Annotated in this window: 8 protein-coding genes and 3 pseudogenes; 9 read left to right on the forward strand and 2 right to left on the reverse strand. The window is 67.2% G+C overall.

The features are described from left to right. The first annotated feature begins 1,208 nt into the window (after positions 1-1,208). From ACWD6R_RS37465 to ACWD6R_RS37490, 6 genes and pseudogenes are all read left to right on the forward strand, one after another. Positions 1,209-2,792, forward strand: a complete 1,584-nt coding sequence (locus ACWD6R_RS37465; RefSeq protein ID WP_451822836.1) for an MBL fold metallo-hydrolase — start codon at positions 1,209-1,211, stop codon at positions 2,790-2,792. Between the two features lie 2 nt (positions 2,793-2,794). Continuing rightward, a complete protein-coding gene (locus ACWD6R_RS37470; protein ID WP_451822837.1) occupies positions 2,795-4,102 on the forward strand; it encodes an aminotransferase-like domain-containing protein in 1,308 nt (435 codons plus the stop codon). A 134-nt stretch (positions 4,103-4,236) separates the two neighbouring features. After that, entirely contained in the window at positions 4,237-5,340 is a 1,104-nt protein-coding gene (gene dpgA / locus ACWD6R_RS37475) for a 3,5-dihydroxyphenylacetyl-CoA synthase DpgA (protein ID WP_451822843.1), read from the forward strand. 23 nt (positions 5,341-5,363) lie between these two features. After that, a complete protein-coding gene (dpgB, locus tag ACWD6R_RS37480; protein ID WP_451822838.1) occupies positions 5,364-6,059 on the forward strand; it encodes an enoyl-CoA-hydratase DpgB in 696 nt (231 codons plus the stop codon). Beyond that, on the forward strand, positions 6,056-7,414 hold the full coding sequence (gene dpgC, locus ACWD6R_RS37485) for a (3,5-dihydroxyphenyl)acetyl-CoA 1,2-dioxygenase DpgC (RefSeq protein WP_451822839.1): 1,359 nt from the start codon (positions 6,056-6,058) through the stop codon (positions 7,412-7,414). The genes dpgB and dpgC overlap by 4 nt, the downstream gene beginning before the upstream one ends. Before the next feature lie 86 nt (positions 7,415-7,500). Further along, a pseudogene (locus ACWD6R_RS37490) lies at positions 7,501-7,752 on the forward strand (enoyl-CoA hydratase-related protein); the annotation flags it as partial. A gap of 54 nt (positions 7,753-7,806) precedes the next feature. Here the strand turns inward: ACWD6R_RS37490 and ACWD6R_RS37495 are convergent. Further along, a pseudogene (locus tag ACWD6R_RS37495) lies at positions 7,807-8,319 on the reverse strand (ABC transporter ATP-binding protein); the annotation flags it as partial. Between the two features lie 214 nt (positions 8,320-8,533). Further along, positions 8,534-8,674 (reverse strand): annotated as a pseudogene (locus ACWD6R_RS37500) (ABC transporter ATP-binding protein); the annotation flags it as partial. Between the two features lie 699 nt (positions 8,675-9,373). Between ACWD6R_RS37500 and ACWD6R_RS37505 the strand changes: the two are divergent. The 3 genes from ACWD6R_RS37505 to ACWD6R_RS37515 all read left to right on the forward strand — a co-directional run bounded on the left by ACWD6R_RS37505 (position 9,374) and on the right by ACWD6R_RS37515 (position 13,177). Then, complete coding sequence (locus tag ACWD6R_RS37505) at positions 9,374-9,937, forward strand: hypothetical protein (protein WP_451822840.1); 564 nt, start codon at positions 9,374-9,376, stop codon at positions 9,935-9,937. A 562-nt stretch (positions 9,938-10,499) separates the two neighbouring features. Beyond that, positions 10,500-11,576: a transcriptional regulator gene (locus ACWD6R_RS37510; RefSeq protein WP_451822841.1), complete on the forward strand. Its 1,077-nt coding sequence runs from the start codon at positions 10,500-10,502 to the stop codon at positions 11,574-11,576. 191 nt (positions 11,577-11,767) lie between these two features. Further along, complete coding sequence (locus tag ACWD6R_RS37515) at positions 11,768-13,177, forward strand: IS4 family transposase (protein ID WP_451822842.1); 1,410 nt, start codon at positions 11,768-11,770, stop codon at positions 13,175-13,177. The last annotated feature ends 109 nt before the right edge of the window (positions 13,178-13,286 follow it).

Genomic DNA, 13,286 nt, shown 5'->3' on the forward strand with positions numbered 1-13,286 from the left:
GCGAGCGCGTCAAGAAGCCACCCAAGAACAAGTTCGCCATCAAGCGACGAGACAAGCCGCGCACTCCCAGTAACGTCCGCTACTCGCTGAAAGTCGCCCGACACCCGCCCCCACCTGCGGAAACGGCCTAACTCACCGGCATTGGCAGGTCAAGGGGCACCTTTTCCATGCCGTGACAGAGCGTCACCACCCATGTAATTCACGGTGAAACACTGAGGCCGGGTGGACGTACGGAGCGTACGTGGACGGCAACGCGGCATTCCACAACGGGAGCGTTCCGGCCTGCTGACAGGGCGATTCCGTGGAGCCCGCGGCCGGCCGGGACCCTGTGGGTCGACGGCCACGACTCTCGGTGGCTTCTGCCAGGCCACCGCATTAACGGGATTCTCCTCGAACTCGCCGAGTTCGGTGGCATAGTTGAGTGCGTTGACGAAGACCTTGCGCTTCCGCTTTACGGTCTCGCCCGCCACAGCTTCCCCGTTGAGCTTCAGCTTCAGCGCATCAAGCACTCCGCGCATGACCGCCGGCTTCGCCAAATCACCCAGCGGGGGCGAGTTCCTGGCAACCCAGTCGAGCACGACCCTCGCCTCCGGCGGAATCTCCCGCTCGTCCGGGCCAGGAAGGAGAAACGCCCAGTCCCGCAACGCCACTGCCCTTAAGTTAAGGGCAGTGGCACGAATGCGGGATCTTCGACGGAGAGACGCTGCTTCTCGTCGCGGAGACCGGAAAGCCTCCGGAGTTCTCCGCGATCGAATCGTGGCAGCCTCATCTGTCCGGACAGATCTCGATGGTCGGCCTTCCCTGTGAGCATTCCGACATGGTGCGCCCGGACAGTATCGAGCTGGCCTGCAAGGCCATATCGGAATGGCTCCGACCGGAATAGGGGCAAGCGCCCTCGGCTCGACATGCCCTGATGTCAATGGTGTTGAACGTTCACTCCCGGTCCGCGCCCCGGGCTGTCCAACTGCGGCACAAAGTCAGTTGAACAGCCCCGTGAAAACAGCCGTTGTGAATTGATCGAAGGCACGCTGTCACGCCATAGTGCTGAAGGCAGCACGTCGCGTGCAGCAGGTGGGGATCTCGGCGCGAGCGCCCTTGCACCTCTTGCCGTCCTCCACGGCTGGCCCCGGCGGACAACCCGCGGGAGCTTTTCCCCGCACGACCGGGAGGATCCGTGGTCCTGGTTTTCCGAGAGAGATGGGAAACAAATGGCTGACCAGTCGCTGTTCCTGCGCTCGAAGGTCATTGTCGAGCCGCTGCTGGACAGATTCTTCGCCCGGCCGTATACGATGGCGCCCGTGCAATCGGCCATGAACCTCGCATTCCTCCAGGTGCCGCTGCTCGAGTCCTATCTGCAGTCGCCGCAGGTGCACGTGGCAGCCAGCAACAACCCGGAACTGCGCGGCGGTTACTTCATCAACATCGCGGAGGAGCGTGCCGACGAGGTACGCGACCTGCTCGACGTGATCAAGAAGGACCGTGCGGAGATCCTGCGGTTCGCCGAGGCTATCGCCGAGGGACAGGAGCTGCTGCGGGCGAATGCGACCGGCTTCGACCTGACCCCGCTCTACCCCAAGCTGCCGCCGGAACTCGGCGGCCTCGTGGAGCTGGCCTACGACACCGACAACCATGCGCAGATGAGGTTCATCGAGCCGATCGTCTACAAGAGCAACTTCTACCAGGAGTCGCGGCAGTCGGTGCAGCTCTCCTTCGAGACCGGTGTCGAGCGCCCCTTCGTACTGAGCACTCCGCGCCTGACCTCGCCGGACGTCCTGGAACTCGACATTCCGTTCCGGCACCAGGGGCTGGAAGAGCTCTTCAAGTCCCGGGTGAAGCCCACCACGCTCGGCCACCTGCGCGAGGCACTCGGCCTCGACGACGCGCAGGCGGGCCGGCTCTCCGGCATGCTCAGCGAGCAGCCGTCCCTGGCCGAGGACCGGCACATCGAGGCCGGCGGCCGCATCCGTTACTTCGGGCACGCCTGTCTGGTTCTGCAGACACCGCAGGCCGCCGTCGTCACCGACCCGTTCATCAGCGCCGACAGCACCGCCGGGGACCGCTACACCCTCGACGACCTGCCGGACCACATCGACCTCGTGGTGATCACCCACGGGCACCAGGACCACATCGTCCTGGAGACGCTGCTCCAGCTGCGCGGCCGCGTCGGGGCGATCGTGGTGCCGCGCTCCTCGCGCGGCAACCTGGCCGACCCGTCGATGGCACTGATGCTCAAGCACCAGGGCTTCCCCGTGATCGAGGTCGACGACTTCGACGAGGTCGAGTTCCCCGGCGGCAAGGTCACCGCCACGCCGTTCCTCGGCGAACACTGCGACCTCGACATCCGCGCCAAGTCGACCTACTGGGTCGAGCTGGCCGACCGGAAGATCTTCGTCGGCGCCGACTCCTCCGGCATCGACCCGACCCTGTACCGCTACATCAAGCAGCACCTGGGCACCGCCGACTACGCCTTCCTCGGCATGGAGTGCGACGGCGCGCCGCTGACCTGGCTCTACCAGGCGCTGCTGACCATCCCGATCACCAAGAAGATGAGCAATTCCCGCAAGCTGTCCGGCTCGAACGCCGAGCAGGCGGCAGCCATCATGACCGAGCTCGGCGCCAAGGAGGCGTACGTGTACGCCATGGGCGAGGAGCCCTGGCTCGGGCACGTCATGGCGACGACGTACACCGAGGACACGTACCAGATCAAGCAGATCGAAGAGTTCCTGAGCTGGTGCCAGGACCGCAACATCAAGGCCGGGCACCTGTACGGCCAGCAGGAATGGCGCTGGTAGACATGAGCAGCGTCGTCCTGAGGCGCGAGGAGCTGCACGCGAGCGTCAGCGATCCCGCCCTCGACACGATGAACTTCCTCAACGAGATCACCCACCGCTATCCCGAGGCGGTCTCGTTCGCGCCGGGTCGCCCGTACGACGGCTTCTTCGACGTCGAGCAGATCTTCACGCACATCCGCCGCTACCTGGACCACCTGGCGGAGGGCGGCGCCTCGCCCGCGCAGATCCGTGACGCCCTCTTCCAGTACGGTCCGACCAGCGGCCGGATCCGGGAGCTGATCGCGGACTCGCTCCGCAAGGACGAGAACATCGACGTACGGCCCGAATCGGTCGTGGTCACCGTCGGCTGCCAGGAGGCGATGTTTCTCACGCTGCGCGCACTTCTCGCGCAGCCGCAGGACGCGCTCCTCGTCTCCAGCCCCTGCTATGTGGGGATCACCGGCGCCGCACGCCTGCTCGGCATCGAACCGACCGCCGTCGAGGAAGGCAGGGACGGCTTCCGTTCCGCCGGCCTCGCGGTGGCGGTCGCCGCCGAGCGGGCGCTCGGGCGGCGGCCACGTGCCTTCTACGTGGTCCCCGACCACTCCAACCCCTCCGGCACGACCATGTCGCTGGAGGAGCGGCACGCGCTGTTGGAACTGGCGGCCCGTGAGGACTTCCTCGTCCTGGAAGACAGCCCCTACCGACTGGTCAGCCCCGGTGAGCAGCTGCCGACACTCAAGTCCCTGGACACGCAACAGCGCGTCGTCCATCTCGGCTCCTACTCCAAGACACTGTTTCCCGGTGCCCGGGTCGGCTTCGCCGTCGCCGACCAGCTCGTTCTCGACGAACACGGCAACACAGGCCTTCTCGCCGACGAGCTCACCAAGATCAAGAGCATGATCACGGTGAATACCTCGCCCTTGAGCCAGGCCGTGGTGGGGGGCATGCTGCTCGCCGCGGACGGCCGGACCTCTGAGCTCAACACCGAGACGTCCGCCTACTACGGAAAAGCGATGCGGGCCACGCTCGAACGGCTCGAAGACTGCTTCCCGCCGGAGGACCGGGCCGCTCTGGGCGTTCGCTGGAACAAGCCCGAGGGCGGCTTCTTCCTGGCCGTCGACGTCCCCTTCCGGGCGGACAACGCGGCATTGGTGCGGTCCGCGGAGGAACACGGCGTCATCTGGACGCCGATGTCCTACTTCTATCCCCAGGGCGGCGGTCACCACAGCATCCGGCTGTCCGTCAGTTATCTGACGGAGGCCGAGATCTCCGACGGCGTCGCCCGCCTCGCACAGTTCATCAAGTCCGAATCCGTGAACGCCGGTTGACCGGCACCCGCACAGAAAGCGACCCCGGTGTCAGCAGCTACGAGCCTCATCCGCAGTAAGTCACGTATGTGGGGGTGGACCTTCCGATGACCCTTGGTCTGAGCGATCCCGTCACCGATCTGATCGGTACGACAATGACCGAACCGAAGAAGGGGATAGGGGCCGGCCGCATCATGAGCGTCGGCACCGCCGTCTCCGAGCAGTCCTACTCCCAGCGAGAGCTCCTCGACATCTTCGACATCACGGATCCCAGGATTCGTTCGGTCTTTCTCAACAGTGCGATAGAGCGGCGCTTCCTCACCGTCGCGCCCCGGGACGGTGAGGGCACCCTGCGCTCCGAGCCCCAGGGCGAACTGCTCGCCAAGCACAAGCGCCTCGCCCTCGACATGGGCGCACGGGCCGTACGCGCCTGCCTGGACGGCGCGGGCATCGTCCTCGACGACATCGACTACCTGTGCTGCACCACCACCACCGGCTTCCTCACACCCGGCCTCAGCGCCCACCTCATCCGTGAGATGGGCATCCTGCCCAGCACCAGCCGGATCGACGTCGTCGGTATGGGCTGCAACGCAGGGCTCAACGCCCTGAACGCCACGGCCGGCTGGGCCGTGGCCAACCCCGGCAAGGTCGCCGTGTTGCTGTGCGCGGAGGCCTGCTCGGCCGCGTACGTCATCGACGGGACGATGCGCACGGCAGTCGTGAACAGCCTCTTCGGTGACGGCGCGGCGGCGATCGCCCTGACCGCGGACCCGCCCGACGCCGCGTACGGCCCGGCCGGTGTCAAGTCGGAGCCGTCCGGTCCCCGCATCCTCGGATTCGCCAGCCATCTCATCACCGATGCCATCGGCGCGATGCGCTACGACTGGGACGACGCACAGGGGAAGTTCAGCTTCTACCTCGACCCGCATGTGCCCTACGTCGTCGGCGCCAACGCGGAACAGGTCGTCGACCGGCTGCTCGCCGACGCCGGACTGCGCCGCAGCGACATCGGCCACTGGCTCGTGCACTCCGGCGGCAAGAAAGTGATCGACGCCGTACGGGTCAACCTCGGCCTCACCCGCCACGACGTGCGGCACACCACCGGTGTCCTGCGCGACTACGGCAATCTGTCGAGCGGCTCGTTCCTGTTCTCCTACGAGCGACTGCTCCAGGAAGGGATCACCGAGACCGGCGACTACGGCGTCCTGATGACCATGGGTCCCGGCTCGACCATCGAAACCGCACTGGTGCAGTGGTGACTACAGATCAGGTGAAGGACGTCATGAAGAGCACACAGGCCGCGAGGACGCAGCCGAGTCCCGAGGATCTCACGCTGCGGATCGACGGTGGCTGGCCCCTGTCGGCCGAAGCCGTCGCGGCGGTCGGCGCCGTCTGTGACAGGGCCGAGGACCGTGGCCACGCCCGAGTCGTTGTCCAGGTGTCCGGAGTTCCGCAGGCGCCGCCGGCAGGCGATCTGACCGTGTCCCTGGTGAGCAAGTGGGAGCGCGCACTGCGGCGCCTGGAACGGCTGCCCGTGACTACCATCGCCGTGGCCGACGGTGACGTCGGCGGACTCGCCCTGGACGTCCTGCTGGCCACCGACTACCGCATCGCGACCGGCTCCCTCCGCCTGATCGTCCCCGTCGCCGACGGTGCGACCTGGCCCGGAATGGCCCTGTACCGGCTCGCCAGCGGCGGGGCGAACGCGGCCGCCGTACGCCGCGCGGTCCTCTTCGGGACCCCCGTCGAGGCGGCCGACGCGCAGGCCCTGCAACTGATCGACGAACTGACGGACGACATACCGAAGGCGCTGGCACTCGCGGCGGAACGGGCCGGCGCCGTCTCCGGCGCCGAACTGGCCATCCGGCGTCAGCTGATGTCCGACGCCTCCATCACCAGCTTCGAGGAGGCACTGGGCGTCCACCTTGCCGCCTGCGACCGCGTACTGCGGCGCACACCGGCGGGAGCGGACGCATGACCGCGGGCGAGGCGCGCCCCGGACTCGACGACGACCTGCGCGACGTACGGTCCGAACTGGCCCGGGCCCGGAAGACCGTCGCGGAGGCGGCGCAGCGGACCGAGGATATTTGGGATATTCTGCCCAGGTCCGAGGAGTGCTCGGCCCAGCAGCGCGCCACGGCTGAGGACGCCTGCGACACCACACGGGTCCTGCGAGCCGCGTTCATGGATGCCCACGGCGACGCCGTCTACGACGAGCTCACCGCCGGCCGGACCCGCTACCTGAGGGTGGCGGAACTGGCCGAGGCCGCTGCGGCGGCCTTCCCCGGTCTCGTCCCGACCACCGAACTGCTCGCCGCCGAACACGCCAGACCACAGGCAGACAAAGAGGGCCACGAGATAGACCAGGGCATCTTCTTCAGCCGGGTGCTCCGCTCGCCGCAGGCAGGACCGCATCTGCTCGACGCGATGCTGCGCCCGACACCGCGTGCTCTCGGTCTCCTGCCCGAGTTCACCGAGACGGGGCGGGTCGAACTGGGCTCGGTCTGCCTGGAGCGCACCGGCGCCGTGGCACGCCTCACCATGTGCCGCGACGACGCCCTGAACGCGGAGGACAATGCCCAGGTCGACGACATGGAGACCGCCGTCGACCTCACCCTGCTCGACCCGGCCGTCGAGGTCGGGCTGCTGCGCGGCGGTGAGATGACCCACCCGCGCTACCGGGGCCGACGCGTGTTCAGCACCGGGATCAACCTCAAGTCCCTGCACAGCGGCGGCATCTCCCTGGTCGACTTCCTGCTGCGCCGCGAACTGGGATACATCCACAAGCTGGTACGAGGAGTTCTGCACGGGGACGAGACCAACTGGCGTTCCAGCACCCTGGAGAAGCCCTGGCTCGCCGTGGTGGACTCCTTCGCGATCGGCGGGGGTGCCCAGCTCCTGCTTGCCTTCGACCATGTGATTGCCGAGGCGGACGCCTTCATCAGCCTCCCCGCCGCGCAGGAAGGGATCATCCCGGGCGCCTCCAACTACCGCCTGACCCGGTTCGTGGGACCCCGGCTGGCCCGGCAGATCATCCTGGAGGGCAGGCGGATCCGGGCCGGCGAGCCCGAGGCCCGGCTCATCGTGGACGAGGTCCATGAGCAGTCCGAACTGGACCTCGCCGTGGAGCGCAGCATCGAACGACTCCGCGGCAGCGCGGTGCTCGCCAACCGACGGATGCTCAACCTCGCCGAGGAGCCGGTGGACGAATTCCGGTGCTACATGGCCGAGTTCGCCCTTCAGCAGTCGCTGCGGCTCTACAGCACCGACGTGATCGACAAGGTCGGCCGCTTCTCCGCCGCCGCTGCGGAAAAAGAGGGGCGACAGCGGTGATCGGCGGCGGGCAGTCGGGCGTGCGGTACGAGAAGAAGGACCACGTCGCCAGGATCACGCTCGACCGACCCGACGTGCTCAACGCGATGAACCTGCGCATGCACGAGGAGTTGGCACTGGTCTGGGATGACGTCGAGGCCGACGACGACATCCGGGTCGCGGTACTGACCGGCGCGAGTGAGCGCTCCTTCACGGTCGGGCAGGACCTGCGCGAGCGGGCCCGGCTCGACCGTGAAGGAGTGCCGCGCACCACGTTCGGCAGCCGGGGGCAGCCGGGCTGGCCCCGGCTGACCGACCGGTTCGACCTGTCCAAGCCCGTGCTCGCGCGGGTCAACGGCTACGCACTGGGCGGCGGCTTCGAACTCGCCCTCGCCTGCGACCTCATCGTCGCAGGCGAGGGGATCGTGGGTGACCATGACGATTGTCTGCCCCAGTTCGTCCACCGAGCGGCGCAGGAACGTCCGGAGCTCCGCGCCGGACCGGGAGTCGAGGTTCCCGGTGGGTTCGTCAGCGAAGATGATCTCGGGCTTGGAGGCGAGCGCTCGCGCCACCGCGACGCGCTGCTGCTGGCCGCCGGAGAGCTGGGTGGGCCGGTGACCGAGGCGGTGGGCCAGCCCGAGAGTCTCCACGATCTGGTCCAGCCAGCCCCGGTCCGGCTTGCGGCCCGCGATGTCCATCGGCAGCGTGATGTTCTCCAGGGCATTGAGCGTCGGCAGCAGGTTGAAGGCCTGGAACACGAAACCGATCTTGTCCCGGCGCAGCTTGGTGAGTTCCTTGTCCTTGAGCCCGGTGAGCTCCGTCGCACCGATCCAGACACGGCCTTCGGTGACTGTGTCGAGGCCAGCCAGACAGTGCATGAGCGTCGACTTGCCCGAGCCGGATGGGCCCATGATTGCGGTGAACCGGCTGAGAGCCTGTCGGGTGGCCTTCGATCGGAAAGCGGACGCGGTCTGGTGCGTGCGATTCCAAGGCGCTGGAAGGTCCTCGGATGGGGTCTCCCCTGCTCGAACGAAGCTGAGAGCTTGGGGAAGGAGCTACTAGGGCGTTTCGGCAACGCGGGAAGCGTGCGTGCCAGGGCGTGGCCGCCCGATCAGAGGTCACCCGACAGGCTCTGAGGGCGATGTCCACATCGACGGCGTCGAGCGCCATGACTCGGGTCTCCCCGGCACCGTACGCCTTGGTGACCTGCCGTGCGGAGGCGGCGGTGTTTGCGCCGCTGGGGCCATGGGCTTCCTGTACGGCCGCGGATGCCGTCGTCACTGATCGCTCCTAGGTCGGTACTGTTTGGCTCCACCCAACGGGAGGGGCCGTGGTGACCTACTCAACGTAGGGCGCGGACAGCCCGTGAATCGTCATCCCGCGGAGGGACAGGAACCGTCATCCCACGGACGGAACGGCGGCGCGTTCTCCGGCGTTCAACTGTGCTGCGGCGGCAGTTGAACAACTGAGCCGCGGACGCCGACCGCTCCGGCGCCAACATCGAGGACATTCACCTGGAGCACGCAGCGGGCCAGCTTGCCGGTCTGGTTCAGCTGAGCGTCGACCAGCGCTTCGCCCCGGGGCTGGAGGAGACACTGCGCGCCCAGGGCTGGCGGATTCAGTAGAGGGTGTCGCCCCGTGGAGGTACGCCCGCGGGATGACGCCGAAGGCGGGCTCCAGCCCGGGGAACGATCAGCTGTCGGCCTGCCGGCGGACGCGCCTGCTCAACGGCAACGCCTAGCCTCGTACTGTCACCGGGCCGCTGATGGAGGGAACGCGGCCGAAGCGGCCTTTGGACCGGAAGGACAGATGAGGCGTGCGAGTCCACCGAACCGGAGCGCGCAAGCGCACCGACGGCACGCTTGCCGGGCGTCGATGAAGGAGAGCGGATGGCGCCGGAGCGGACAGTTCTGTAGCGCTCGCGGATGCGGGGACCCCGGCCCCCGCATCACGTCCTTGGCACCGGTCCTGCGATGGGTCGTGGCGCGATGGCACCACTTCTACCCGGAAGTCGGAGATCTGGGCCGGGTGGTGCGCCCCGGCGCCGTCTGCCTGGACCTCGGTGCCGGTTGCGGCGCGTACAGCTGGGCGCTCTCCGTGCTGGCCGGCCCTGCGGGCCAGGTGCATTGTGTCGACTCCCCGGACCGCCCCGCTCGGTGGGCTGCCGTCACCTCCCTGTTCGGCTGCGCCGACATCGTCGTGCACCGGGACGAGGGCCCCTCGCGCACCGTGGACGCCCTGTGCCGGCAAGCGGGGTTGGAGAATGTCGACTTCATCAGGGCCGATGTCGCGGACACCGAACCCAGCGCTCTCATGGGCGCCTTCAGTACCCTGCTGCGTGACAGGCCGTCGCTGCTGCTGGACATCGAGGACCGCCGGCTGGCGAACTGCGCGATGAACTCGGCGGACGTCGTCCGCAGCCTCACCAAATCCCTCGGGTACTCCATGTACTGCTGGCGCGACGGGGCCTGGGAACCGGCGATGTACGTCACCGCGAATATCCGGAACTACCTGTTCACCTCGCGCCCGCTTTCCCGTGGCTGAAACTGGGCGGAAGCCCTGCCCCAATGCGCCCGGACCCGCGCGGCACTTAGTCGCCGATTGTTGAAACGCGAGGGGAATCCGCTGCGGCCATCGCCCGTGGATGATGAGTTTAGTACTAGAACTGCCGCCTACCGAGCCATAAGAGCTGGACAATGGGCGGTGCGACGCGCGACGATAGGGAGTAACGGATCGGAAACAATGCGGGGTTTGGTCGGAAGACGGTGGTTTCGGGTGAACGGAGCGCTCTTGCACCTGACCCGTCAAATTCGGAATTCCTTATTCCGTTTCGCGTCCCGGGGTTTCTTCTTCCATCCAGCCCGATGCGGCTGCCTCGGCGCCTCACGTCGAGTGCCCGCCGCGAGGCATCCGCCGACTGGGCAAGGATGTCGTTCGGCTGCGTCGATCGCCCAAGGGGCGAAGTGCCGCGCACCGTTGGTGCCGACGAAGCGACCTGCAGAGGAAGTGGCGTGGGCAATTAGGTGCGCAATCAACACGGTTGTCTTATGCTTCGCAATTCCCGCGAGTACCAGATCATGAGCTGCTATCCAACGGGGTGAAGAGAGTGAGTCGGCAAGCCATAGCGCTGCGTAAATCCGGAAGAAACGAGTCCATCAAGCCGGAGTCCGTCGTCGGCCCTGCCGACGTGCCCGATTGCCAGAAAGAGAGTCAACAAAGCGTTGAGAAGGTTCCGATATCTGAATTGCTGCCCGGAATATCCCTGCGCTCGCAGGGGATGGACGCGGAACATGTGGCGCACCTCGCCGAGATTGATGCGCCGCTTCCCCCCATCCTTGTCGACCGGCGCACCATGCGTGTGATCGACGGAATGCACCGGCTCATGGCAGCTTTTGGTAGAGGCCAGGAGTCGATCGGTGTCGAATTCTTCGACGGTAGCACCGAAGATGCCTTCCTGCGTGCCGTTCAGGCGAATGTAACGCACGGTCTGCCTCTCTCGCAGGCCGACCGGCGGGCCGCCGCGGCGAAGATCATCGAATTGCACCCGCACATGTCCGACCGGGCGATAGCACGTGCTTCCGGCCTGGGTGCGAAGACGGTGGCGGCGGTCCGCCGGCAGTTGGGCGGCGTGGTGCAGTTACATGCCCGAGTCGGCAGGGACGGAAAGGTGCGCCCACTCAGCAGTGATGAGGGCCGCAGGCGGGCTGCCGAACTGATCGCCGAGCGCCCGGGGGCATCGCTGCGCGAGGTGGCGCGGCTGGCCGGGATCTCGCCGGCGACTGTCAGTGACGTCCGCAGGCGGCTCCGGGCCGGCGTGGCTCCCGTGACCGACGGTGAGCAGCCGCGAGACCCGGAGGGCGCGGACATCGCGCCCTCACGGGTCACGAAACTGAGGAGCGAACGCAAGGTCGAGCTGCGCGACGCAGATCCCAGCCCTGTGCTGGAGATGCTGCTGAGGGATCCGTCGCTGCGGCACAAGGAGGAGGGCCGGAACCTGCTGCGCCTGCTCCAGCAGAACGCGATCGGCATGCGGCAGAGGTCCGAGCTCACCGCTGCTGTCCCGCCGCACTGCGGTGCTCTGGTAGTGAACTTAGCCCGACACTACGCCGAGACGTGGCTGGAGTTCGCCCAGAAGCTCGACGAGCAGGTGCAGTTGTCCCACCGTCCCGCGGCCGGTGAGTGACGAGGCGGTCCGGTCGGCTGTCCTGTCCCGCCGTTGTCCGCTCCCACGGTCGTTCCAAGATCAGTGATCTAGTACTACAGCAACACCGTTGCGTTTGGCTCTTGAGCCGCAGGTCAAGCCCTGGTGAATGACGCAACGGGACGTCCTGATAGATCAACTTGTGTCGAGCAAGAAGATCATCGGGAGTCCCGTTGCAGGAGAAGTCTGTCATCACGCGCACGATCGAGGCGGCCGGGGGTGTGTACGCGCCCGGCCACCTGGGCGAGTTGACCCAGATCGTGGACTTCGCCCTGGTGGACGCGGTGATCGAGGAGACCGGGACACGTGAGAAGCGGCTCCGGCTGCTGCCGTCCCGGGTCATGGTCTACTTCATCCTTGCGCTGGCCTTGTTCGAGGGCTGCTCCTATCGGGGCGTGTGGGGCAAGCTGACGGCGGGGCTGGAGGGACTGCCGTTGGTGCGTCCGGCCATCTCCTCGCTGTCCAGGGCCCGACGGCGCGTAGGAGTGGCACCGCTGCGGCGGCTGTTCGAGATCCTCGCCGGGCCTGTCGCCCACCTCGGGCAGGCCGGTTCGTTCTACCGGGGGCTGCGAACCGTGGCCCTGGACGGCACCCTGCTGCACGTGCCCGACGAACAGACGCTCACCTGGCGCTACCCCAAGCGGGCGGGCGAGAGCATGGAGTTCGGCTACCCGCTGATGCGACTGCTGGTCCTGGTCGAGTGCGGCACCCGCGCGGTGCTGACTGCCGCGTTCGGACCCGAGAGCGACGGCGAACTCTTCTACGCACGACGTCTGTTGAGCGTCCTGGACCGCACAATGCTCCTGCTGGCCGATGCCGGCTTCGATGCCAATGAGTTCGCCCGAGACGTGCAGGCCACCGGCGCCCAGTTCCTGGTGCGTTCCTCAGCCCGCCGTATACCCACCCCCTTCCGGCACCTGGGCGACGGCTCCTACCTGGCCCGGATCGGCTACGGCGTCCTGCCCGCCCTGCTGACCATCCGCGTCATCGAGGCGTCGATGACCGTCACCCTGACTGACGGCACCGTCCGCACCGAGCAGTGGCGCCTACTCACCAGCCTCCTCGACCACCAGCACTACCCAGCACGGGAGTTGATTGATCTTTACCACGAAAGGTGGCAGTCGGAGACGACGTATTTTTCGATCAAGGCGACCCTGCTGGACGGCCGTGTCCTGCGCTCCCGCAGCCTGACGGGTATCGATCAGGAGGTCTACGCCCTGCTCACCACCTACCAGGCCCTGATCCGTGCCGCCGCCGACACCGCCTGCACCCGGCCCGGCCTGGACATGGACCGGATCAGCTTCACCGTCCTGCAGACCACCGCCGGCGACACCGTCACCACCGCGACCGCGATCCTGCCCCCGACCGGACCCGCCGACCTCCTCGGCACCATCGGCCGGGCCGTCCTCGACGGCCTGCACCCCGCCCGCCACCGGCACCGCGTCAAGGCCCGCACCCGGAAGAACCCCACCAGCAAGTACGGGCCGACCGCCAGACAACACCCCACGACCAGCCAGAACTACACCATCCACACCACCGTCACGTTCTTCGAGCACGGGCTTGCGAGCCGCTCACGGACGTAAACGCAACGGTGTTGAGTACTACAGGGATAGATCTTGATCGATGTGTGCGGCAAGATGGTCTGCCGTGAGCACGCAAGGTCAGGTTCAGGGCGATGGCGAGATGACGGCG

Source organism: Streptomyces sp. NPDC005151 (assembly GCF_053599875.1).

Bases quoted from the DNA above. Each gene is read 5' to 3' on its own strand.
- dpgC (WP_451822839.1), top strand. From the start codon at position 6,056: ATGACCGCGGGCGAGGCGCGCCCCGGACTCGACGACGACCTGCGCGAC.
- dpgB (WP_451822838.1), top strand. From the start codon at position 5,364: ATGAAGAGCACACAGGCCGCGAGGACGCAGCCGAGTCCCGAGGATCTC.
- ACWD6R_RS37470 (WP_451822837.1), top strand. From the start codon at position 2,795: ATGAGCAGCGTCGTCCTGAGGCGCGAGGAGCTGCACGCGAGCGTCAGC.
- ACWD6R_RS37465 (WP_451822836.1), top strand. From the start codon at position 1,209: ATGGCTGACCAGTCGCTGTTCCTGCGCTCGAAGGTCATTGTCGAGCCG.
- dpgA (WP_451822843.1), top strand. From the start codon at position 4,237: ATGACCGAACCGAAGAAGGGGATAGGGGCCGGCCGCATCATGAGCGTC.